The organism is Bacillus sp. 105MF, from assembly GCF_000374885.1.
In the GTDB taxonomy this organism is placed as follows: Bacteria; Bacillota; Bacilli; order Bacillales; family Bacillaceae_G; genus Bacillus_A; species Bacillus_A pseudomycoides.
Genome location: NZ_KB895588.1, coordinates 12,732 through 37,277, shown reverse-complemented (window position 1 = coordinate 37,277; position 24,546 = coordinate 12,732). Strand labels below are relative to the sequence as shown.

Below are 24,546 nucleotides of genomic sequence, written 5' to 3'. Positions count from 1 at the left end.
TTTTCCTTCCTTTCTCTCTTTTAATTTACTGATTGTAATGAAACCAGTTGGTAGTTAAGTGTTGTCTTCCCATCTTCCCACTCTAACTTTTGAACGATTGCACTACCGATTCTTTCTTGATCAGATTTATATAAAGGTAACATTTCATCCACAGCAAATAAATGATAACCGTCTAATATTAATTGAAATATATTTTCTTCTATATGTAATCTCATTTCTTTTTCATTTGAAATAATCTTTGTATGCATCTCAAATTTCATATAAATACAACCCCTTTTCCAGTTCTCTATACTTTAATAGTATAGCGGCTATTCACGATTGACAAGTGAATACATGATGAAGAATTCACTTTCACATTCATTTTATTTTTTTATGCTATAAGTATTTTTTAAATTATAATACGGTATGTGAAATTAACAATGTTTCATGTGGATTTGAAATTAAGTCACGATGTTTAAAATAGAATCGCTGATGTCGCGTGACCGTTTGGAAAAGAAGAATGAGCTGAATGTTCTACAAGTTGAATGATTTTATATGATACAAAAAACAGTCCCAATAAAAATATGATTCAATAAGTTTATTAATATCCTAAAGTCAAAGCAATAATAGCTTAAAAAACAAGTATACAGAAAGCAATTTTAGAAAAGCAGGTAAACAGTAATATGAATTCACATCTTCAAATTCCGGTATAAATTGTTTAATTTCATAAAAATAAAGATGCCTTTTCAGGCATCTTTATTTTTGCAAATACTCTTTCATTATATAGTACAATACAGTTATTAAAACAATTGCTATAAAAAATGAGAATGATGCCACGATATATCCATCTTTATTTAACACATAACACAGTGAGATAGATAATATAAAAACCGGAAATACGAGACGTACTTTATCTTTAATTTCTTCTGTCGTATCTGTACGATGAAAATACTGTGTAATTCCTACCATGAGAGAAGACAAAATAATAACCGATAATAGCAAAGGCCCTGGCATTCCGATCTCCCCTTTCTCTACTCCTATTATATACAAACTCTCACTTCGTTAAAAGCAAGACAATTCAGTAAATAAAACAAAGTGAAGTTGCTATCCATATTGAATTCATTCCAATTACTCATTTTCTTTCAAATTAAATATGGTATATAGTATTCCCTTCATTTTCAAGTTACAAACAATACCCCTACATTTTAAATGACTGATGTTGTAATATTCATTTTCATATGTTGAAATCCTGCAAATATAACTCGTCAAAATATGCACCATTCTAAAAAGTATCTAGTCCGACGTCTAAATGTCCATTTGTTTAGACAGTTAGACACTTTATTACTGGCATTTCTTCTTAATTAAGGACATTAAAACTGGCACGCTACTTGCAATATCAAATAAATTATAAAGGACATTTTAGCTTGTATCGAGAAATAAGAATGAGAAGATATATAAGAGGAGGATTCAAAATGACTGAAAATGTTTTATTTTCCATTCACGAAAATGGCGTCGCGTCAATCACTTTAAATCGCCCAAAAGCACTTAACTCTTTATCTTATGATATGTTACATCCGATTGGTCAGAAACTAAAAGAATGGGAAAAAGATGATCGTATTGCCGTAGTAATCTTGAAAGGTGCTGGCACAAAAGGATTTTGCGCTGGCGGTGATATAAAAACATTATACGAAGCACGTTCAAATGAAGTTGCATTACAGCATGCTGAACATTTTTTTGAAGAAGAATACGAAATAGATACTTATATATATCATTATCCAAAACCAATTATTGCTTGTTTAGATGGAATTGTAATGGGTGGTGGCGTCGGTCTTACGAATGGGGCAAAATATAGAATTGTAACAGATCGTACAAAATGGGCCATGCCTGAGATGAACATTGGTTTTTTCCCAGACGTTGGAGCTGCTTATTTCTTAAACAAGGCTCCTGGGCAGACTGGTCGGTATGTTGCGTTAACAGCATCTGTTTTAAAAGCTGCTGATGTATTATATATAAAAGCTGCTGATCATTATATGCCATCGGAAACTTTACCTACTTTCCTAGATGCAATCGAAAAGGTAAATTGGCATGATCAAAATATACATATCACTTTAAAAGAACTCATTAATAAATATGAAACAGCTCCTAGTGTAGAAAGTGAACTTGTTTCCTTATTAGAAGAAATTGATCAACATTTTTCATTCCATACAGTTGAAGATATCATCCATTCATTAGATAATGCTGACGGATCCTTCGCTTCAAAAACGAAAGAAACATTACTATCAAAATCTCCGTTCTCATTAAAAGTAACATTAAAACAACTTATTGACGGAAAGGAAAAATCGATAGAAGAATGCTTTGCAACAGATCTCGTGCTCGCTAAAAATTTCATGAGGCACGAAGATTTCTTTGAAGGAGTACGTTCAGTCGTTGTCGACAAAGATCAAAATCCAAAGTATAAATATAAACAATTAAGTGATGTTTCAGATGAAGATGTCAATCGCTTCTTCAATCTGCTTAATGCCTAATCAAAAAGCTAGATGAAAGCAACCTATTTGCTGCTTCATCTAGCTTTTTTCTTTCTAGACATATGTATTATGTATCTTCATTATCAGAACGATGGAGGCGTTACAGCGAATAAAATAACGGCATCTTGATCAAATAGATTCTCCCATTTATGTTTCATGTAAGAAGGGATTTTCACACTATCCCCGGGGTATAAAGTGTATATATCTTGCTGTAAATACAAGATAATCTGTCCTTCTAAAACATGAGCAATTTCCTCTCCTTTATGCTCTAAAAGTTTTTCGGAGGAAACAGAATTAGGTGGCAAAGTCATTAAAGATACTGCCAAAGCACCCGTTAAATCTGGTGATAATAATTCATAGGATAAATTTCCTACGATCATTTTTTTACGTGCATTCGCTCTTATAACTAGATCATCCGTGTTCGTATCTTCAATGAGAAAACTAAAAGTTGGAACTTCTAAAGCCTTGGCTAGCAATTTCAATGTTTGAATCGAAGGATTAGCTAATCCTCGTTCAATTTGACTTAACATAGAAGGTGTTATTTCTGCCATTTTAGCTAACTCTCGCATACTCAGCTCCTTATATTCCCGAAGCTCTTTCACCTTTTTTCCGATATTTATATTTTCCATACCTCATGCTCCTTCAAACAATATGATAGATATATTTTAACATACTTAAATTTTATTTATCATATCACTTAAATTGTGTTAAACTATTTTTAATTAAATTTTCTGAAAAACAAGCACAGAAAGGTGGAGTGATTGTGGAGAACTATCTTCTTTTTATTATCATGTCTATTTGTCTTATTATTTTACCCGGGCCTGATACTGCAATGGCTACAAAAAACACTCTTACTTCAGGAAAAATAGGAGGTGTAAAAACGGTTTTCGGCACATGTATCGCCCTTTTAATTCATACTTTAGCTGCTGTAATTGGGCTTTCCGCTATCATTGTTAAATCTGCTCTCTTATTTTCTATTTTTAAATATGTTGGTGCCATTTATCTAGTCTATTTAGGAATAAAAGCACTTTTATCTTTAAAAAGCAAAAACAGCATAGATACAAATGAGTTACCTATGAAACGTGCAGATGAAAACAGCTCTTGTTTTCGCCAAGGGTTTCTTACTAATCTTTTAAATCCTAAAGTCGCTGTATTCTTTTTGACCTTTTTACCACAATTTTTAAATCCTAACCATAATACATTCATTCAATTTCTAACCATGGGTCTTACCTATCTCGTTTTAACCGTGATATGGTTTGCCTTTTATATCTTCTTAATTGATAAAATCAGTGTTTTCATGAAAAAACCAGCTACTCAAAGATACATCCAAGGACTTACTGGTATTGTATTAATTGGATTTGGTATCAAATTAGCTTTTGAAAAGAATAGTTAACGATGAAAAGTACACCCCTCTCTAATGAGGGGTGTACTTTTTATACATGTAACAAGTTACATGTATATGCTATTCATCTATTAAAACCAGCGCTCTGTCACAACTTTTTTACGTGTATAGAATTGAACACCGTCTGTTCCATTTGTTCCAAGATCACCATAGAAGGATGCTTTATTTCCAGCAAATGCGAAGAATGCCATCGGTGCTGGAACGTTAACGTTTACGCCAATCATTCCTGCATCGATATTATCACGGAATGTTTGCGCATGTTTACCGCTTGATGTATAAATAACTGCACCATTTGCAAATTTGGATTGATTTGTAAGTTTAATGCCTTCTTCTAAATCTTTTACTCTCACAATACTTAAAACTGGAGCAAAAATTTCATCTTGCCAGATTTTCATATCTTGATTCACACCATCAAAGATTGTTGCTCCAACAAAATATCCTTCACGGGCTTCTCCATTAATTTTACGACCATCTACTAATAAAGTAGCCCCATCTGCTACACCACTATTAATATAGCCTAGTACACGCTCTTTATGAGATTCACGAATTAATGGACCTACATAATTATCTTCATGGAAACCATCGCCAACTTTTAATTTACGTGTTTCCGCTACTAGTACATCAATAAACTCATCAGCAATTTCATCCACAACAGCTACAACAGAACATGCCATGCAGCGCTCTCCACTGCTCGCAAATGCAGAACCAATAACACCTTGTACTGTTTTTTCAAGATTGCAATCTGGCATAACAATCGCATGATTTTTCGCTCCTGCGAGTGCTTGTACTCGTTTTCCATATTTTGTTCCTGTTTCGTATACATAACGTGCAACTGGCTCAGATCCAACGAATGAAACCGCTTGAATGTCCTTATTTTCTAGAATGCTATTTACAACGTCTTTTCCGCCTTGCACTAAATTTAAAACTCCTTTTGGGAAACCTGCTTCATAGAATAACTCTACCAGTCTCTCAGCTAAAAGTGGTGTTCTTTCAGATGTTTTTAATACGAATGTGTTACCGCAAGCAATTGCTAATGGGAACATCCATAATGGAATCATCATTGGGAAGTTAAACGGTGTAATACCAGCAACAACTCCAATTGGGTAACGCCAAATCGAACCATCAATTCCACCTGCAATGTTCGGGAGTGCTTGGCCCATCATTAAATTTGGTGTTGATGTTGCCAATTCTACAGCCTCAATACCACGCTGTACTTCACCACTCGCATCTTTTAATGTTTTTCCATTTTCTAATGTGATAATTTTCGCAAGCTCATCTTTATTTTCTTGCAAAAGTTGTAAATATTTGTATAGCTGTCTTGAACGATTTGGAACCGGCACTTTAGACCATGTTTCATAAGCTGTTTTTGCAGCTTCAACAGCACGCTCCACATCTTCTTTTGGAGAAAGCGGAACATAAGCGATTATTTTCCCAGTTGCAGGATTTGGAACAGCTTCAACTTCCGTACCAGTAGATTCTACCCATTCACCATTAATATGATTTTTCACTCGTTTAATTTCTGTTGTAATCATTGTATTCGCTCCTTTTTTATTGTTATAAGTTCCAATTGTTTCTCACAATTTATAATTCGACGCTATAACCATTCATTATTCATGACTAGAGATTACTTGTTCACTTATCTTCTTATATAAAGCAGCCATGTCTTTTTCCCCATACCCCGCTTTACCCGCTTCATCATACAAGTTCAACAGCATTTCACTTACTGGTAAGTGAAGTTCACTTTCTTTTGCTAAATCAACCGCAAATCCTAAATCTTTCTTTAATAGATTTACAGTAAAACCTGGCTCATAGTTTTCTGGTGCAATAAAGCTTTTATAGTTGCGCTCATAAATTCTACTTTGTCCGTAACTCACATTTAGAATATCAAACATTTTCTCTAAATCCATATTGTTTTTCTTCGCTAAAGTCAAAGCTTCACTTACACCCGCTGTGTAGAAACCTATCAATAAGTTATTAATAAGCTTTACAGTCGTGCCACTATCAATTTGTTCACTTACATGAAACACATTTGCCCCTAATACTTCCATCACTGGTAAACCTTTTTCATATACTTCTTTTGATCCACCGACCATAAAAGTTAATGTGCGATTTTCTGCTCCAATCACCCCACCACTAACCGGTGCTGCTAAGAAATCTACTTTTTTATCATTAGCAGCTTCTGCTAATCTTTTATTCAATTGCGGTGCTACTGTACTGGTATCAATTAGAACAACATTCGGATGACTATTCTCAATTAATCCCTCTTCTCCAAAATAAACCGCTTCCACAGCTCGCGGAGATGGTAAACTTGTAAAAATCAAATCACATGTTTCTGCCAATTTTGCAATTGATAAGCCGATGATTCCTCCATCTTTCTCAAAAGAAGCCTCAGCATCTTTATTTAAATCGACGCCATATACAGTGTAATTTGATTTAACTAAATTTTTAGACATTGGAAGGCCCATATTACCTAAACCAATAAAACCAATCTTTTTCATATTGTTCTCCTCCTATTTAAACAATATATTTTCCGCGATTTATAATGGCTTTTGCAATTTCTCTCTTTTTCATAAATATGTTCGTATATAGAGGTATTGACAGTTGACGAATTTCATCTAGAATAGCGTTTCTATTTTGCTCTTCTTGTACTGCTGCAGGAAGAAGAACCATTGCCGCTGATTCTACTTTACGATATCCTTCCTCACAAAGAACATCTGTTACGAACTGTTTTGTACGTTCTTTTTCTTCACCATTTTTACTCACTGCTTTCTTCGTACGTAAAAATGCTGATTCCATTACATACACATCTTTCAACATGTCTGCTAATACGCGTGAATATTCTTGTTCTTGCTCGATTTTTAATTCAGGAGTTTGAGATAGCGTTTTCAAAGATTGCTTCAATAACTGTTTCGATAATAAAATATAACGATGGTTTCGTTCTATATTTTCAAATGTGCCTTCGTCTACTTGATCTCCTATTTGCTTCGTTTGTTTCATTAACATTTTCGCAACTGTTAAGCGGTTAATTTCATTCGTTCCTTCAAATATACGGCTAATTCTAGCATCACGATATAATCGTTCTACTTCATATTCTTGCATATAACCGTAGCCACCATGAATTTGTACAGCTTCATCCACAATATTTCCTAGTGTTTCCGAAGCATTCACTTTATTAATGGCACACTCCATTGCAAATTGAGACATTTTCTGCATGATGCTTCCATCCCCATTTGTCTCATGAATTGCCTCGTCAATTACGCCTGCTGTTCGATAAGCTGCACTCTCTGCACCGTATGTAGCGATAATCATATTTGCAATTTTCTCTTGAATCATCGTGAAATCAACTAATTCTGTTTGAAACTGTTTTCGTTCTTTTCCGTATTGAACAGATAAACCAATTGCTTGTTTTGCTGTTCCAATATTTCCAAAAGCGAGTTTCAATCTAGCGAAATTGAGGATATTAAGGGCTACGTAATGACCCTTTCCAACTTCCCCTAATACATTTTCAACTGGAATTACAACATCCTCTAAAATGAGTGTCGCAGTCGAAGATCCTTTAATGCCCATTTTCTTTTCTTCTAAGCCAATTGAAACACCTTCACATGTTCTTTCGACAATAAATGCTGTCATTCCTTTATTTGTCTTTGCAAAAACAACATATACATCAGCCATATGAGCATTTGTAATCCACTGCTTTTCCCCATTTAATTTCCAAGTTGTTCCTTCTTCATTTAATACAGCGCTTGTTTTTGCACTTAATGCATCTGATCCAGCATTAGGTTCTGTTAATGCATACGCTCCAATCCATTCGCCTGATGCAATTTTAGGTAAGTATTTTTCCTTCTGCTCGTTTGTGCCATAGTATATATATGGCAATGTTCCTACACCAACATGAATATTAAAGGAAACACTAAATGCTCCTGCATATCCCATCTTTTCTGCTACAAGGCCAGAAACTGCCTTTCCTAATTCGAACCCACCATATTCTTCTGGTACCTCTATACTTAACAACCCAAGTTCTCCGGCCTTTTCAAACAACCCGCGAGAAACTTGATAATTGTGCTGCTCGATATTTTCAATTTGAGGAACAATTTCCTGTTTAACAAACTGTTCTGTTGTTTTTGCGATTAAATCTTCATCACCTGAAAAATCTTCCGGTGTAAAAAAAGTTGTATTAAGATTCTTATTCAGCGAAAAAAATTCGTCCCATTGCAACTTTGTTTTCTCCATCTGTATCCCCCTATCATTTCGGTCTTCATTTTCTTTATATGCAAAATCTATGCCAAACTAAAAACTTGATAGAACCTGGGCTAAATAAATAGAAAACGTAAAACTGTCTAGACAGTTTTACACTGTTTATAACAATTTGTCTAGATTTTGAATCGTGATAATTTGTTATAAAGAGTCGCCCTAGAAATCCCTAACAATGCTGCTGCCTTTGACTTATTCCCTTTTACTTCTTTTAAAACGCGTTCAATTAATCCTCGCTCTTCCTCTTCACGTACCACTTTCATCGCTTCTTGCTTTGCTGGTAAAGACTGAATCATAGGTACTAATTTCTTCTGTTCCATATCCCGATAATAGAATTCTTCTGGTAAATCCTTAGCTCGTATATGTACATCATCCGATAGTGCAAATAGTCTTTCTAACACATTGATTAATTCCCGAACATTTCCTGGCCAATTGTAATGGAACATAAGGCGTAATACTTCTTTATCAAGTGTCTTTTCTTTAGCACCATACATTTGACATAACTTTTGTAAATGTTCTTCGACAATGAGTGGGATGTCTTGCTTTCGAAAACGAAGTGGTGGAATATGAATCGGAATAACATGAAGACGATGATATAAATCTTCTCTAAATGTACCTTCTCTAACCATTTGTTTTAAATCTTTATTTGTCGCTGCAATTAGCCTAAAATCAACTGGAATTGGATGTGTACCACCAATTCTTTCTATCTCCCTTTCTTGTAAAACACGTAAAATTTTCACCTGTGTTAATAGAGACATATCACCGATTTCGTCTAAAAATAACGTGCCATGATTCGCAAGTTCAAACTTCCCTGCTTTCCCGTTCTTTTTCGCACCTGTAAAAGCACCTTCTGCATAACCAAACAGTTCGGATTCTAGTAAATTATCAGGAATAGCAGCACAGTTCACACTGATAAATGGACCGTTTTTTGTTATACCTGTATCATGTATAGCTCTTGCAAATTGCTCTTTACCAACACCACTTTCTCCAGTAATTAACACAGACGCTTTCGACCCAGCTGCTTTTCGAGCCATTTTTTTCGTTTCAGAAATCGTCTGACTTTCTCCAAGAATATCTTCGAATCGAATTTGCTTCTTCTTCGGTTTAGAAAATAACGGTTTGACAGCACTATCTTTTTGATCAAACCTCTCTAGTATTTTATAAATATCTGAAATCCCTTCATGAATAAGCATGCCTACAGCACCTATCACTCTTCCTTGCTTCCAAATCGGCATCCGATGCACAACTAAATTTTGGCCTTGCAAACGATGCACTTGATTTCTTTCTGGTACCCCTGTTTTTAATACAACTGGAAGCCTCGTATTCTCAATTACATTTTCGGCCAGTTGTCCAATTGCTTCTTCTTTCGATACTCCGACAAAGCGGCTATACGTATCATTAAACATTTGAATGACGCCGTTTTCATCCACAATCGCAATGCCTTCATACGCAGTGTCGAAAGACAAACGAAACCATTCAATTAATTGTTGTGATTCTTGTAATTGCTGTTTTAGAAACTTTTGAAAAGCGAAAAGTTCAGGCTTGTCTATGATTCCTACAAGTACTCCGTCTTGTTCAGTTGTCACATAAAATGGTATATCCTGTAATTCGTTCATAGTTATTTTCATACTACCCTTATTAATAGAATTAGTGACAATCATATGAACTAACATACTTTTATCACTTTTTTGTTGTATCCACTGAATACAATCTGTTAGTTTTACAATGCCAATCATTTGCTTTCCATCTAGCACAGGAAGTTCATCCTTTGATATTTTAATAAGAAGTTTAACTGTTTCAGTAATCGTATCGTTACTTCTCACAAACTGGAAATCTTGCTGCATCCATTTTTCTACAGAGAAATCTTTTGTAGAACTCATATCTTCTCACCTCTTGTATACAACAATTCAAATCATATAAAAAGGCGATGAATTCTCACATCAAGCAGTTGTTCTTGCCCAAGATGTCCCATCATCGCCTTTCTTCTCTGTTCTATTGATCTTCAGATAAAACTGTTTTTGCAATTCCGTTATCTAATTCCTCAAAATCATGATACGAAATTGTTTCATACAATTCACTTCTCGTTTGCATGTTAGATAACCCTTCTTTTTGTGAGCCTGTTTCTTTAATTAGCATAAACACACGCTCATATGCTTTTGCTGCAACGCGAAGTGATGTAACCGGATAAATCACCATTTGGAAGCCCATATTTGCAAATTCTTCTGCACTATAATATGGAGTTTTCCCAAATTCAGTCATGTTCGCAAGCAACGGAACATTTACTTTACTGTTGAACAAACGGAATTCTTCTTCGGATTGAAGTGCTTCCGGGAAAACAGCATCTGCACCTGCTTTTACATAAGCAATCGCTCTTTCAATTGCTGCATCTAATCCTTCTACACCGCGAGCATCTGTACGTGCTACAACAACAAGTGTTGGTGCTACTTCTTTAATCGCTTTAATCTTCTGTACTAATTCCTCAGTGGAAACAAGTTTTTTTCCATTTAAGTGTCCACATTTTTTCGGTAATTGTTGATCTTCAATTTGGACAGCGGCTACATTTGCTTCCACCATCTCTACAGCCGTTCTTGCTACATTTAACACTCCACCAAATCCTGTATCAATATCGACAAGAAGAGGTAAGTCCGTTGCTCTAACAAGATCTCTTGCTCTGTCAGCTACTTCAGTAGACGTTACAATACCTAAATCTGGCAAACCCTTACTTGCTGTATAAGCAGCTCCCGATAAATAAAGAGCTGAAAACCCAGTGTTTTTTGCAACAAGAGCAGCCATTGCATCATGAGCACCAGGGATTTGTAAAATTTCAGGTGCCTCTACTAAAGCTCGGAATCGATTAGCAAGCTCTTCTTGTGTTGACGGTTTATTCACAACCCAAGCCATTCTTATTCCCCCTATACTTAAATTAAGAAAAGATCTACAAATTCATTTACATTCATATTTTCTAACTTTTCTTCATTCAAACAAGCTTCATGAATTTTTTCTTGCTGTTTATTAGAATAATGAACAGCCATATTTGCAGAAAACTTTTGAACAACCTTTGGAATCGCTTCGTCTCTACGGAAACGGTGACCTAATGGGTATTCACACTCTACGTTTTCTGTTACTGTGCCATCTTTAAAATGAACTTGAACAGCGTTGGCGATTGAGCGCTTGTTCGGATCAAGGTAATCCAAACTATACTGTTTATTTTCTACAACAACCATCTTATTTCGTAATTCATCTACACGAGGGTCAAATGCAACTTCATCCTCATAGTCATCTGCAACGATATCGCCTTTTAATAGACCAATTGCAGTAATGTATTGTAAGCAATGATCGCGGTCAGCTGGGTTATTTAATGGACCTTCTTTATCAATAATACGAACCGCCGATTCATGTGTTGTAATTGTAATACGGTCAATTTCCTCTAATCGCTCTTTCACTTCTGGATGTAATTTCACTGCGCATTCTGCAGCTGTTTGAGCATGGAATTCTGCTGGATATGATACTTTAAACAATACATTTTCCATTACATAAGAATCTAAAGGTCTTGCTAATTTTAGTTCCTGCTTATTAAATAATACATCTTGGAATCCCCATCCTGGTGCAGATAATGCTGTTGGATAACCCATTTCACCTTTTAATGCAGTAAGTGCAAGGTAAACACCACGGCTTGTTGCATCCCCAGCTGCCCATGATTTACGTGAACCTGTATTTGGGGCATGACGATATGTACGAAGACTAGAGTTATCAATCCATGCATGAGACAATGCGTTAAAGATTTCTTCACGCGTGCCACCAAGCATTTTTGTAACAACTGCTGTTGTCGCTACTTTTACATATAATACATGGTCAAGACCAACGCGATTTAAACTATTTTCTAATGCAAGTACACCTTGGATTTCATGAGCTTTAATCATCATTTCAAGTACATCGCGTACTTTTAATGGTTCTTTTCCTTCTGAAATACGAACGCGGCTCACATAATCTGCAACAGCTAAAATTCCACCTAAATTATCAGACGGGTGTCCCCATTCTGCAGCAAGCCATGTATCGTTATAATCCAGCCAACGAATCATACATCCAATATTAAAAGCACCGCGTACTGGATCAAGTACAAATGATGTTCCTGGTACACGTGTACCATTTGGCACAACTGTTCCTGGTACAACTGGTCCAAGGAGTTTCGTACATTCAGGATATTGCAGCGCTAAAATTCCGCATCCAAGCGTATCAAGTAACACATAGCGTGCTGTGCTAAATGCTTCTGAGCTCGTCACCTCTTTATTTAATACATAATCCGTAATCTCTTCTAAAATTGCATCTTTTTGTTTAATTTCATTTGTTTTAATCATGCTATCCTTCCCTTTCTGTCGAAAATTCGTTATTATTGAGGATGGGTGTCGGTCAAACACCCACCTGGCGGGCGGCCTTAACAACTCCCCAGTTGTTTTTATTTGCTAAGCACATGTCGCTCGCCGATATAATTTACACGTGGGCGGAACAAGCGATTGTTTGTATGCTGTTCAATAACATGCGCACATAAGCCTACTGTTCTAGAACTGAAAAAGATTGGCGTGTACAGTTGAATTGGAATACCTAACATCCAATATACTGGAGCTGCATAATAATCTAGATTCGGATAGATTCCTTTTTCCTTCTCCATAATTTTCTCTCCAGCTTCACACATTTCATATAATGTATAATCACCTTTTACATCACATAACTGTTTTAAAGCTTCTTTCATCATGAGTGCTCTTGGATCTATCTTCTTCATGTAGACGCGATGTCCAAATCCCATGATTTTTTCTTTGTTATATAATTTTTTTTGCAGTAACTCTTCAAATTTCTCAACATTTCCAGCTTCTAACAGCATGTACATAACTGCTTCATTTGCACCGCCATGTAGGCTTCCTTTTAAGGATGCGACTGCTCCTGTTAAAGCACCATATAAGTCTGATTGCGTAGATGCGATAACGCGAGCTGTGAATGTAGAGTTTGGCATTTCATGTTCACTATATAAAACTAAAGAGCGGTCGAAGATTTTCTCTTCAAGCTCAGTCGGTTTTTTACCAGTTAACATATAGAAGAAATTCGCACTATACGATAACTCCTGAAGCGGCCCGATTGGCTCTTCATTGTTTAAAATATGATAACTGTTCGCAACAATATTTGGCACTTTGCTTAACAATTTATAACCACGACTTTTGTTCACTTCTAGCGAACGGTTTTCAATATCGTTATCATAACCAGCTAATGCTGATACACCTGTACGTAACCCATCCATCGGGTGTGTTTCTTTTGGCAATGCTTTTAAAACATTGAATACACCTTCTGGTACTTCATATTCTTCCTTCAATTTCTTTTCAAGTTTTTCCTTTTCATCCTCATTTGGTAGATGTTCTTCTAATAAAAGGTGCACAATGTCTAAATAACCTTTTGTCTTTGATAGTTCAATTAAGTCATATCCTTGAATAACAATTTCACCTTTTACCGTATCGAGAAACGAAATTTTCGTCTCCGCTGCGACTACACCATCTAATCCCGGGGAAAATTTTTCTTCAGCTTTCATTATCATTTCCTCCAATCCTAATAGATCTTCGTGCACATAACTGTAAGCCTTTACAACATTGTGAACTACATTTCTATTTCAATGTATCAGATTTTTTAGAAGATTTCAATTTATTTTATAATGATAAGTTTCCTATACTTTTCCTGCTGTAATAAAATTGTTTTTTAAGAATAAAGTCTAAATTTTTTATCAAAAAGCCCGTTGTCCCTTCTTTTTCTTTTAAACCGAAATATATTGATTTTCAATAAAATTCCATATAAAGCTTATACAACAAACAATTTACTCCGTATATTTTATTATCTTTTTTCAGCACACAAAAAAGCGAGTTGTACATATACACAACTCGCTCACACTTATTTTATATATCGATATTAATTAAATACAATTTTTATATAAAATATTTTCATTTTTAATAAAATTATTATTTTACATAGTTAAATTCAATTTCGTCCATTTTCTTATGATAGCTTACTACTAAATCACAGTCCCGAAAATACCAAATATCGTCGGAATCGACAAAAAAAATTGAATGCCATCCTGTTCAACAGATGCGGCTATATCTTCTGACACCTCAAAAGCCACTCCTAAAGAATAACTAGGCTGAATGGTGCTATTATCTCCATATAAAAACTCATAAAAGATATTATTTATTACAATCATATTGTATCTTTTTATACAGGAACTTCCTTCCGTAAATAGATGTGTTTTTATAAAAAAAGTCCACCATCTATAGTTGGAGTTAGTCTTTCGACTATTGAACTATTAAATAAGTTTATATTTTTTTTGAATATAATTATTGAAAGCGGCTCTTCATTTTAACTTCATGCCCCCAATACGATTTTTTAATAAAGTTTTCTGTAGAGCTTATATACCTTTTTAGTAAGAATGTCCAAGCTATTCTCTAGAGTCTTCATATTATAAGGTATCAAACAATAGGTGGTGAGAATTATAACGCATATTATTGATTTTCAAGCTATTCAGCCACGTAGTAAAACAAATGCAAGACAACCAATTCCAATTGACCATTCTCCAAAAAGAAATTCAGTTGCTCAGTTACGAGTAAATATTCCACGTAGAGACTCCCGTGACAACACAGTAGAATTAATCGCAACAGTTGGAGTTGAAGGAGTTACAAACATCGCTCAAATCGTATTTCGTATTTTCCGCGATAATACTGAGATTTTCAACACTCAAGTTGGGATCGAATCCACTGATTCAGAACAATTTTATGCTGTAACCTTCCAAGCAATTGACAAAGATCTAAGATCCGGAACTCATATTTACACGCTTACTGTTGAAAATATGACTGCTGGTGCCGAAGCTGCAATAGTAGGTCCGGTTTCTTTTAGCGCGTTAGCTATTGGCAACGACCACGATTGCTGTTAATGAAACTACTACAATATCTAAATGTCTTTCCAACAAGAAAGAACTCATTTCTGTTCTTTCTTGTTCTTTTTTATATACATTCTATACTCTGTAAAAATTCGCGTGCACATTTGCAGCTCGTGCAAGAATATACTGCTATATAATACGATTTAGGGGTGATTCTTTTATGTATTTATTTCCAACAAGAATTGCCGTTGTAGCCCCAGTTGCCTCTCCTTCTGTCCATTCTGTTCCCGTTCATACAGCAACTTCTGATGTTGGCATTGAACTCCCAGCAACTTGGCAGCAATATCAATTATCAGGTGGAGTAACACCTTCATTTTGGCATCACGGCACACCTCCTAGTGGCACTACCTATTATGGTCATCCTCCCCATTCTCCGTATCCACCTCTCCAGATTTTCTATCATTTCCCATCAATTTATTTTCAAAATTTTTATGGGACCTTCAACATTTGAACATATATATATTCTTCCATTTCATATACAGTATTTTTATACATGATAGCATACAAAAAAAACACCTAAGTTACCGATCACTCTCCGGTATCCTAGGTGTTTTCCATACAACTTTATATGATTGAAACTTTAAAAAACATTATATTTATTGACCACCATTTGGAGTTGCCTCTCCTTGACCATTTCCATTGCTCGGTTGTGTTGCATTTTCATGGCCGTTTCCACCGCTTGGTGGAGTTGTATTCCCCTGGCCATTTCCGCTGCCTGGCGGGGTTGTATTCCCCTGGCCATTTCCGCTGCCTGGCGGGGTTGTATTCCCTTGGCCATTTCCACTGCCTGGTGGAGTTGTATTTCCTTGGCCGTTTCCACTGCCTGGTGGAGTTGTATTTCCTTGGCCGTTTCCATTGCTCGGCGGAGTTGTATTCCCTTGACCATTTCCATTGCTCGGCGGGGTTGTATTCCCTTGATCATTTCCACCTTGATTATTTGTTGCATTGTCTTCATTTTGCTTATTTTGATCATTATTTTGCTTATTTTCTTCATTTTGTTTTTGCTCTTGTTGTTTTTTATCTCCATCTGTTTGTTGCTGCTGTTCTTGCTGTTTATTTTGACCATCATTTTTCTGCTGTTCACTTGAGTTTGAATTTGACGTGCTCGGATTTGGAGAAGAATCTCGTTTTGCACCTTTCACACGTAATTCATCACCCTCTTGAACAACACTACTTGGCGCCTTAAAGCGTGACGTATTTGTTCCAAATTTACTCATCATTTCTTTAAAAATCTGTTGTGCAATTTTCGTATTTTTGCTGCTTATATAATCTTCAGGACTATCTTTCATATATCCAGTCCAAACTGCCATTGTATACTGCGGTGTGTAACCCGCAAACCAACTATCACGCGATGCACTAGATGGTATACCATATTTCGATATTTGTTCAGATGAATAGTTTGTTGTTCCTGTTTTACCTGCCACATCTAAAGAACTTACATTAGCTGCTGTACCAGTACCAGAACTCACAACAGAACGTAGCATATCTGTGATCATATATGCTGTATAATCTTCCATAACACGTTTCGATTTTGGTTCAAAACTTTGTGATTTCCCATCAGGATAAACCACTTTTTTAACAAAGTGTGGTTTTGTATATTTACCATCATTACCAAATGTAGCATATGCTCCTGCAATTTCAGTTGGCGATACTTCATTTGTACCAATTGCTGTTGACTCAACTGCATCTTTTTTAAATGGAATACCTAAGCTTTCTGCAAAGCTTTGTGCTTTACTTAATCCTACCTCTTTTGCTGTTTTAATTGCTGGTATGTTACGAGACCATTTAAGAGACTCACGCATTGTTATCATACCTTTATACGTTTTATCAGCATTTTGAACCTGTTGTCCTGTCGAATATTTATATGCTGAATCATCGAGTTGATGATAAGTTGGCCATTTTAAATATTCAATTGCTGGACCATAGTCAAAAATTGGCTTCATTGTTGAACCTGCTGAACGATCTAGTTCAATTGCCATATTATGCCCTTTGAATGTCGCTTTATTTTCACCACGTCCACTACCTATAGCGCGAATTTCTCCAGTTTTTGTATCCATAAATGTAAAAGCACCTTGGAATTTATCATTTGGATAACTAATAATATTTTTGTTTAAAAGATCATCAGCATATTTCTGCGCTTCTTGGTCTAAAGTTGTGTAAATAGATAACCCATCAGATCCAACGTTTGCATCTGGTAACTCTTTCTCTACTTCCTTCACAACAGCGTCTATAAATGCTGGATATGGCATTTCTGTAACTTCTTTAGGAGGAAGTAGTCCGTCGGTTACAGGGACCTTCGATGCTTCTTCCATTTGTTTTTTCGAAATATATCCATGTCGATTCATTAAATGTAAGACAACATTTCTACGCTCTGTTGCCCGCTCTACATTTTGCGGTTTTGTTGGATCATAAATACTAGGGCCTTTTGGTAGTCCTGCAAGCATCGCAGCCTGTGGTAAAGTTAAGTCCTTTAATTCTTTTCCATAATAGTTTTCAGCTGCTGTTGCAATACCATATGAGCGGTTCCCTAAATTAATCTTATTTAAATACATTTCTAATATTTCATGTTTTGAATATTGCTGTTCTAACTTATAAGCTAAAAATATTTCTTGTGCCTTACGCTTAGGGGTTTTATCCATAGACAAGAAATAGTTTTTAATAACCTGTTGGGTAATTGTACTTCCGCCTTGTGAGCCATAATTCCCAGTAAGGCTGACTAAAACAGCACGTGCAGTCCCTTTGAAGTCAACACCACTATGATCATAAAAACGTGCATCCTCTGTAGCTAAAAATGCATTTTCTATTAATTTAGGTACTTGATCATACGTAATATTTGTTCGTTTCTCTTTCCCATATTCATATATCAGCTTTTTATCTTTATCATAAATTTTTGCTGATAATGGATTGACAAGCTTTTCCTTTTCAAGTTTCGGAGCATCTTTTATCATAATGAAAAAAGTAGTTACTCCTCCTACGAGCGCCACGATTCCAAGTATTAAACATCCAATTAAAAATTTACGAAAAAACGATGTTTTACCTTTCGTTTTTTCTACATTAGCACTTGGTTGCTTTTTCTTTTGTACTTGTCTTCGCTCTTCTCGAGAGCGATAATTTTCTGACATCTTGCTTTCTCCTGCCTTTCAATTCTCCCGTTGATTTACACGAAAATGAAACCAACATCTTGATTTCACCTCAACAAATAAGCCTATATACTTTGGACAACTTTTTCCCCTCTATCTTTCTAATAATACTTACATGTAACACATATAATATAAGAGGTTGGCTTTCATTTTGCTTTTGGCATAAGTTAATTCGAAAATTTTAAACAGCAAAGTATAAAAAAACATATAACCTCGTATAAATAATATACTTTTTTTTCATTTGGTCAAACTTTTTTATTTGAAAAACTATTACTAGTAAATCAATAGTGAAATAAAAATATCACACCAATATGAATTTCGTGTGAACTCACAATAAACTAAGCGAGCACAAAAAACAGTACTATATAAATACAAATTGAAAAACCGACATAAAACCTTTCTTTTTTAGGTAAAAGAGAGCATCCGGCCATGCATAGAAGCGATCAGACCCTCTTCCTCCCCCATAGAAAATGAGTGCAGGCCACCCTTTGTTCTTCATAGCAGCGACTTATATGTCGGAAAATCAAAATGGATATATAATATGCAATGTATAGCATCTAAGTATTATAATTCTATAAATTAGCAGGATTTCCCTTTCTTAACAGCTAAACATATTGAAGAAGGGAGATGAACTAACATGACTTTATATCCAGTAATTTCTAAAAACTTAGTCGCTGTAGGTTATAATCCATCATCTATGATTTTACGAATTGAATTCAGAAATGGCACATATGATTTTTACGATGTACCAGAAAGTATATACACAGGATTACGAAACGCGCAATCCAAAAGCTATTATTATGACACCTATATTAGAAATTCCTATCGTCACACCAAAATTTAATCAGTAAGGTTCCTCATTCTCCTAACTTCTTTTCTTGCACTGACTTTCGAAGTAGTGATATTACTTGTAAATAGCATGATAAATAGGAAGCAATTTATATCATTGTATAAATGATTATCTTATGTAAAACAAAAATGGTATTACATTGTTTATCGAATGTAATACCATTTTTAAAATTTAAATATAGCTTCCAATACTACTTGATCACTACTTGCTCCTCTTTAATCCAGCTGCTTTGTCCAATATCAATAGCACCCTCTTTTCTTGCCCAAACACGATAAGAACTTGAACCATCAATCAAACCTTTAAAATTTATACATTCAGGTTCTGCATAATAATTAATTCCATATCCAACAGGGTAGTTTGAATATGCATGGAACCACTCTACATCAAAGTGCTCTAATTTCACCCACTGTTTCTCGTTTCCTAATTTAATCATATCCTTATCTCCACCACCCCAATATCCTTCAAAAATTAGATACGGAATTTTATTTGTGATATGTCCAGTAAATATAGGCTCTTCAGGATTCTTATATAGATTAATTCCGTAACCTTCAGGGTATTTCGAAATAGCAATTCCAATACCTACTGGTTGTCCTAAATTGTCCTGCACCTGACTTGTACCATCTATAAACCATGAAAGTGACTTATCGCTAACTAAATAATTCAAATCAACTTTTCCTATCCCGTCAATATTTCCTGTTTCAGTATATTGCCATATATCACATGGATATGCTGGTTTATTACCACCATATCGCGGAATCCAAAGGAAATCCGCTCTCACCCCACTTAAACCATACTTATTATACATGTGATGACCTACGTACAATCCAACTTTCCAACCCGCAGCTTTACAAGTATCAATAAACGCTTGGGATGCTTCAGCTAACTGATCAGGACCACAACTTTTTAACGTATCATCTTCAACATCAAGAACAAGAAATTTAGCGTTAGCACTTACTCTTGCCATAAAATCTTTTGCTTCTACAATTGCATCTTTAACAGAAACATAACAACCATAAGCATATGCTGCATGTGAAATACCACGTTGTTCCAGATTCGTTACATAGCTTGTATACCGCTCATCAACTGTTCTCGAACCATACTGCACACGGCATATTGCAAGATCAATCTGAGGTGCTACCACATCCCAATCGATATTACCATTCCACTTAGAAATATCAATAATATGTTTGCCCATTATTCATCTCCTCCTTTTGTAATATCACATTTAAATACTTAGAGAAATACTTCAATCTCCCCTCCAACTTGTCCATATACTTGATCGATTCCGACAATATGAATATAGTAAGAATCGATTAAAATAGGTGTGTGTTTTGCCAGTTCGATTTAATACTTTATCGAACGCTAAAGTGAAACTTTAATCAGTGGGGAGCTTACTACCCGCGAATAGAGGGATAAATTAAATATTCAATCAGGATATAAAATGTTATATAACGCCCTATCATGACTCAGTTATATGCCTTCTATAAAAACAATTTTCATCGTACACTTTTTAAGAAACAATCCTAAAAATCACTTACCACTATACTTATAGTAGTAAGTATCTATACTAAACATTGGTAATATTCAATACAAACATTATCAATTAACTATATGAGTCAACTATGTTACATTAATACCACGGTTACTATTACCGTTAAATCCTTGCTCCCTTCAAGGATTTAACATACTCTCCTAATCCAATATGTATAAAAGAAAAAAAGAATCTGTAACAGATTCTTTTTTCTCATGCTACAACTTAAAAGAGTTTAACAAGAACATATAAAGCATGACTCCCCAGCAAAAAGACCTTTAGATATAAAATTCTGCAAATAACCTATTCTCATTTGTTATACTTAATATAAGGAACGATTGTTACAATTTATATGCTAGCAGAAAACAAAGCAGATGATACAAATTCCTTTTTTCCAAACAAAGATACAATTATAACAAATGATGGTGAACAAAAAGAAGCTCATCCGTTATTAAGTCAGCAAATTGGTGGTGAATTTACTGGCAAAGAAAAATAAGAAGGCAGTGTAGTCTTCCTTCTCGATGGTGATCCCGAAAAAATTAATCATTTAAAATTAGTATTTAAAGCACCACAAAATAAAGACTCTGTAACAATTGGTGAAGAAAAAACAATTGAATTTGATATGTAACACAAAAGCCGACTTTTTTAAATAAAAGTCGGCTTCCTTCAAAAAATAAGACTTTGTAATATGAGCTTTTAGACATACCACTTAATCTTTATTTCTATTATTGATTTTGTCATATGCTCTAATTTGTTTTTCAAAACGCCTATCTGCTTTTTTATCATTCACCACAAGAATCGCATGGATAACTCCTGGTACCCAAACAATCAATGTCAAAAAGAAGTTTATAATTGCTTGAAACGGTTTTTCGCAAAGTAGAACCGCAAGTGGTGGAAAAAGAATTGCTAATAAATACATCATTCTTATCAGCTCTCCTTATCATTTACTTGTTAATTTATCCCGCATCGACGGACAGTAACACTCCCACTTCAAAATTCAGCTAAAGCAAAGAGGTTATGTATGAACTATCCGTAAACCCCCATTGATGCGGGCTAATAATCAAATGATAAAAAGCATCCTATTGGACCATCGCCATCAAGTTAAGAAAAGCAAATACCCCAAAACGAAGAAAATGAGTTGAATTCTCATAAATAACTGTAAAATAATAAAATTTTCGTTTTGGGGACACTTCAAAATATTAGCTTGATGGGTATGTATAGTGATCCCTATTATGTATTATGAAACATTACAATTTACTATCACGGGTACGTCGAGAGAAAAAGAAGTATAGCAATGGTGCTGAATTTGTGGTAGTACCACATCTCTTAGAACGACAATTTAAAGTATCAGCTCCCAATGAAAATGGTTTACTGATGTGACATACTTGACATTTGGAGAACGCATCTTGTATCTTTCCACCATCATGGATGCCTTTTAATCGTGAAATTATTAGTTGGGTGATAAGCTTTCAGATTTTAGTTAAAAAGAACTTCATTATTTTTGCAATAGAGTCTTATTGTAACCAGTCTTAGGAAGGGTGATTTGAAATCTCGTTTTCCCTTCGTCTGTATGTAAATAAATTTGGCCTCCGTGTTTCTCCACAATATGTTTTGAAATGGTTAAACCAAGACCTGTTCCCCCGTCGCTTTTTCTTGATTGATCTCCCCTAAAAAATGCTTCAAATACTTTTTCTTTTACCGCATAAGGAATGCCGATGCCATCATCGATGATATTGATATGTATCTTTTGAGTATCTTCAATTAGTGAAATAAGAATGTTTGTTCCTTCTGGGTTGTATTTTAGGGCGTTGGACAGTACGTTAGAAACGGCACGATATAACAATGTATAGTTAAACAAAACGTATATTTTCTGAAAAGGGATTTCAAATTGAAAGTTAAATTGTTTTTCTTCAAACAGGCTATAATATTCTGCAGCTATTTCACGAATAAATTCACAAATATCCAATGTGTCAGTTGGAAATGGATAGTCAGGGCTTTCAAGTTTAGACAACTCAAAGACATCCTCAATTAATTCTGTAACGAGTCGTGCTTTTGTATGTATGGTATGTAAAGCTTGCTGTTTCCTCGCTTCCTCCTTAATAAGACCCAATTGTAGTGCTTCAACATAGCTCTGAATAGTTGTAATAGGAGTTTTTAAATCGTGAGAGATATGGACAAGCATGCGCTGCTTGCTTTTTTCTAATTGTTTTTTCTCAATTTCTGTTTTTTCTAGTTTTTCAGCCATTAGGTTAAAGTCATTCTGTATTTGCATTAATTCATAGTTGGATTTAAAACGAAGCCTTTTGTAGTAATAGCCATTTGTGATGTTTCTAATTCCATCAGCAATTGAACGTAAAGGATTTGTTATTTTCATAGCCATCCAGCGGCTATATATATATACATTAAGCCCGAATAAAAGGAGAAAAAGGACAAAGGTTTGAAGTAGCAATTTTGTAAAAGCTGTAATATGGTCTTTGGCTGCACTTGTTATCGAGAACTCTTTCTTTACATATGTTTTTGGAATCTTAACGAGACAATAAGCTGTTTTCCCGTCTTTCGTTTTAAATGGTGCTAGAGAAGAGTAGTACGGATTCTCCTCTTGGTCGTAAAAAAGGGTGTTTAATTCTTTTTCCGTATAGGCGGACGATTTATCTTGTTTTTTTCCTTTAACATAAATAACTTGCAGATTTTCATCGAGAATTTCTACCCAACCATCAAATGACTCAATTGCCTCAGAGGGGATGTCTGCATAGTTCTGTCGTACGATTTCAGTCGCTTTTAAATTAGACAACATAGTATTATCGAACTTCTGTATCATTTGAAAATTTAAAATGACCAGCAAGATAACGACAGTAATTCCAACGGTCAACGAGAAGAAAACATAAGTTTTAATTAAGGTGTTAAATATCTTATTTTTATCGCTCATTCAATTCTTCCTTTTTAGCAAATCGATAACCTAAGCCTCGTATAGTTTTTAAATAAACTGGATTTCTCGGATGATCTTCAATTTTTTCTCTCAATCTACTGATTTGAACCATAATAGTATTGTCATCCGAATAATAATGATCGGACCACACGTTCTCAAAGATTTGTTTTTTCGTAAAAATACGACCTGGCTCCCCCATAAATAACTTCAATAATTTATACTCAAGGGCGCTAAGTTTAATTTCGTGTCCCCGCTTGTCAAGAATACAAGAGTGGTGATCCAACACTAGGTCATCAATACATGTTTGAGAACCCTCTTGATTAAGTGAGTCAGTATTAAAATCATATGTTCTTCGAAGTTGAGCTTGGATTCGCGCTAATACCTCCAACAAGCTGAATGGTTTCGATATAAAATCATCTGCTCCTAGCCCTAGTCCCATAATTTTATCCATTTCTTGATTTTTGGCAGAAAGAATAATAATAGGCATTTTATATTCTTTCCGAACTATTTTAATCAATTCGTACCCATTAATATTCGGCATCATAATGTCAATAATAGCTAGATCAATTTTAAATTTCTGTATAAAATTTAAAGCTGATTTACCATCACGCGCTTCCAGTATCGAAAAGCCTTCCATTTCCAAAAAAAGTCTTAGTATCTCTATGATTTCAGGCTCATCATCAACGATTAAAATAGTTCTCACCATCTTCTCCCCCGTTTCTACTAGTTAAAATCTTGCTTAAAACTAACATTTCCCTTTTGTAAGATCATTGTAAGATAAATGACAGTTAAGGGAAAGATTAACATTGTAAGGTGGAGTTATCTTAAACGAAAGGCAACTGAAAAAACTTATAAAGAAATGCAAACTAAAAAAGCTAACTACCGAATAAATCTAGAAAACTTGAACATCATGATACTTGTATGTTAAGTGGCTTCCAGTTATGCATTTGATTAAAAAAGTAGGTGAACCAGCACGTG

At 34.9% G+C, this 24,546-nt stretch carries 21 protein-coding genes and 2 pseudogenes; 7 read left to right on the top strand and 16 right to left on the bottom strand.

The annotated features are described in order from the left end of the window. Positions 1-20 precede the first annotated feature (20 nt). Complete coding sequence (locus C564_RS0124490; protein ID WP_016114814.1) at positions 21-260, bottom strand: DUF2584 family protein; 240 nt, start codon at positions 258-260, stop codon at positions 21-23. Positions 261-735: 475 nt separating this feature from the next. Beyond that, positions 736-993, bottom strand: a complete 258-nt coding sequence (locus C564_RS0124485) for a hypothetical protein (protein ID WP_003197605.1) — start codon at positions 991-993, stop codon at positions 736-738. Positions 994-1,451: 458 nt separating this feature from the next. On the opposite strand from C564_RS0124485, the gene C564_RS0124480 reads away from it, so the two are divergent. Continuing rightward, the gene (locus tag C564_RS0124480; protein WP_006094830.1) at positions 1,452-2,504 is read left to right on the top strand and encodes an enoyl-CoA hydratase/isomerase family protein; all 1,053 of its coding nucleotides are present in this window, start codon (positions 1,452-1,454) and stop codon (positions 2,502-2,504) included. An 83-nt stretch (positions 2,505-2,587) separates the two neighbouring features. Here the strand turns inward: C564_RS0124480 and C564_RS0124475 are convergent, their stop codons facing one another. Continuing rightward, the gene (locus tag C564_RS0124475; RefSeq protein ID WP_003197601.1) at positions 2,588-3,133 is read right to left on the bottom strand and encodes a helix-turn-helix domain-containing protein; all 546 of its coding nucleotides are present in this window, start codon (positions 3,131-3,133) and stop codon (positions 2,588-2,590) included. A 131-nt stretch (positions 3,134-3,264) separates the two neighbouring features. Here C564_RS0124475 and C564_RS0124470 point away from each other — a divergent pair, with 131 nt between their 5' ends. Further along, complete coding sequence (locus C564_RS0124470; protein WP_026008697.1) at positions 3,265-3,897, top strand: LysE family translocator; 633 nt, start codon at positions 3,265-3,267, stop codon at positions 3,895-3,897. 80 nt (positions 3,898-3,977) lie between these two features. Here C564_RS0124470 and C564_RS0124465 read toward each other — a convergent pair whose 3' ends face one another. The 8 genes and pseudogenes from C564_RS0124465 to C564_RS38275 all read right to left on the bottom strand — a co-directional run. Continuing rightward, positions 3,978-5,438: a CoA-acylating methylmalonate-semialdehyde dehydrogenase gene (locus tag C564_RS0124465; protein WP_006094820.1), complete on the bottom strand. Its 1,461-nt coding sequence runs from the start codon at positions 5,436-5,438 to the stop codon at positions 3,978-3,980. Between the two features lie 75 nt (positions 5,439-5,513). Further along, complete coding sequence (locus C564_RS0124460) at positions 5,514-6,404, bottom strand: NAD(P)-dependent oxidoreductase (protein WP_006094819.1); 891 nt, start codon at positions 6,402-6,404, stop codon at positions 5,514-5,516. A 16-nt stretch (positions 6,405-6,420) separates the two neighbouring features. Continuing rightward, entirely contained in the window at positions 6,421-8,136 is a 1,716-nt protein-coding gene (locus C564_RS0124455; RefSeq protein WP_018767196.1) for an acyl-CoA dehydrogenase family protein, read from the bottom strand. A gap of 140 nt (positions 8,137-8,276) precedes the next feature. Further along, a complete protein-coding gene (locus C564_RS0124450) occupies positions 8,277-10,037 on the bottom strand; it encodes a sigma-54-dependent Fis family transcriptional regulator (RefSeq protein ID WP_018767195.1) in 1,761 nt (586 codons plus the stop codon). A 112-nt stretch (positions 10,038-10,149) separates the two neighbouring features. After that, positions 10,150-11,058, bottom strand: coding sequence for a methylisocitrate lyase (prpB, locus tag C564_RS0124445; RefSeq protein WP_006094816.1), 909 nt, complete (start codon positions 11,056-11,058; stop codon positions 10,150-10,152). 17 nt (positions 11,059-11,075) lie between these two features. Further along, a complete protein-coding gene (prpD, locus tag C564_RS0124440) occupies positions 11,076-12,512 on the bottom strand; it encodes a 2-methylcitrate dehydratase (RefSeq protein ID WP_016114807.1) in 1,437 nt (478 codons plus the stop codon). Positions 12,513-12,610: 98 nt separating this feature from the next. After that, on the bottom strand, positions 12,611-13,729 hold the full coding sequence (gene mmgD / locus C564_RS0124435) for a citrate synthase (protein ID WP_018767194.1): 1,119 nt from the start codon (positions 13,727-13,729) through the stop codon (positions 12,611-12,613). 421 nt (positions 13,730-14,150) lie between these two features. After that, positions 14,151-14,353: pseudogene (locus tag C564_RS38275) on the bottom strand (HesB/YadR/YfhF family protein); the annotation flags it as partial. Between the two features lie 324 nt (positions 14,354-14,677). On the opposite strand from C564_RS38275, the gene C564_RS0124425 reads away from it, so the two are divergent. Continuing rightward, positions 14,678-15,115: a hypothetical protein gene (locus C564_RS0124425; protein ID WP_026008695.1), complete on the top strand. Its 438-nt coding sequence runs from the start codon at positions 14,678-14,680 to the stop codon at positions 15,113-15,115. Positions 15,116-15,281: 166 nt separating this feature from the next. Further along, positions 15,282-15,572: a hypothetical protein gene (locus C564_RS0124420; RefSeq protein WP_006094811.1), complete on the top strand. Its 291-nt coding sequence runs from the start codon at positions 15,282-15,284 to the stop codon at positions 15,570-15,572. 145 nt (positions 15,573-15,717) lie between these two features. Here C564_RS0124420 and C564_RS0124415 read toward each other — a convergent pair whose 3' ends face one another. Then, positions 15,718-18,243 (bottom strand): PBP1A family penicillin-binding protein, encoded by a 2,526-nt coding sequence (locus C564_RS0124415; protein ID WP_018767193.1) that lies wholly within the window; start codon positions 18,241-18,243, stop codon positions 15,718-15,720. Positions 18,244-18,898: 655 nt separating this feature from the next. Here C564_RS0124415 and C564_RS35365 point away from each other — a divergent pair. After that, entirely contained in the window at positions 18,899-19,105 is a 207-nt protein-coding gene (locus C564_RS35365; protein ID WP_018767192.1) for a KTSC domain-containing protein, read from the top strand. A 196-nt stretch (positions 19,106-19,301) separates the two neighbouring features. Here C564_RS35365 and C564_RS0124405 read toward each other — a convergent pair whose 3' ends face one another. Then, positions 19,302-20,306 (bottom strand): GH25 family lysozyme, encoded by a 1,005-nt coding sequence (locus tag C564_RS0124405; RefSeq protein WP_006094807.1) that lies wholly within the window; start codon positions 20,304-20,306, stop codon positions 19,302-19,304. A gap of 688 nt (positions 20,307-20,994) precedes the next feature. Here C564_RS0124405 and C564_RS36965 point away from each other — a divergent pair. Further along, positions 20,995-21,138, top strand: coding sequence for a hypothetical protein (locus C564_RS36965; protein WP_006094806.1), 144 nt, complete (start codon positions 20,995-20,997; stop codon positions 21,136-21,138). Positions 21,139-21,351: 213 nt separating this feature from the next. Here the strand turns inward: C564_RS36965 and C564_RS0124395 are convergent, their stop codons facing one another. After that, positions 21,352-21,564 carry a YqaE/Pmp3 family membrane protein gene (locus tag C564_RS0124395; RefSeq protein ID WP_018767191.1) on the bottom strand — a complete coding sequence of 71 codons (213 nt, stop codon included), beginning with the start codon at positions 21,562-21,564 and terminating at the stop codon, positions 21,352-21,354. Positions 21,565-21,899: 335 nt separating this feature from the next. Here C564_RS0124395 and C564_RS35360 point away from each other — a divergent pair. Continuing rightward, positions 21,900-22,109, top strand: a pseudogene (locus tag C564_RS35360) (IS3-like element ISBt2 family transposase); the annotation flags it as partial. A 28-nt stretch (positions 22,110-22,137) separates the two neighbouring features. Here the strand turns inward: C564_RS35360 and C564_RS0124390 are convergent. Together C564_RS0124390 and C564_RS0124385 are read right to left on the bottom strand one after the other, a co-directional pair. Continuing rightward, positions 22,138-23,568 (bottom strand): sensor histidine kinase, encoded by a 1,431-nt coding sequence (locus tag C564_RS0124390; RefSeq protein ID WP_018767190.1) that lies wholly within the window; start codon positions 23,566-23,568, stop codon positions 22,138-22,140. Further along, positions 23,558-24,274 carry a response regulator transcription factor gene (locus C564_RS0124385; protein ID WP_006094802.1) on the bottom strand — a complete coding sequence of 239 codons (717 nt, stop codon included), beginning with the start codon at positions 24,272-24,274 and terminating at the stop codon, positions 23,558-23,560. Before C564_RS0124385 ends, C564_RS0124390 begins: the two co-directional genes overlap by 11 nt. Between the last annotated feature and the right edge of the window lie 272 nt (positions 24,275-24,546).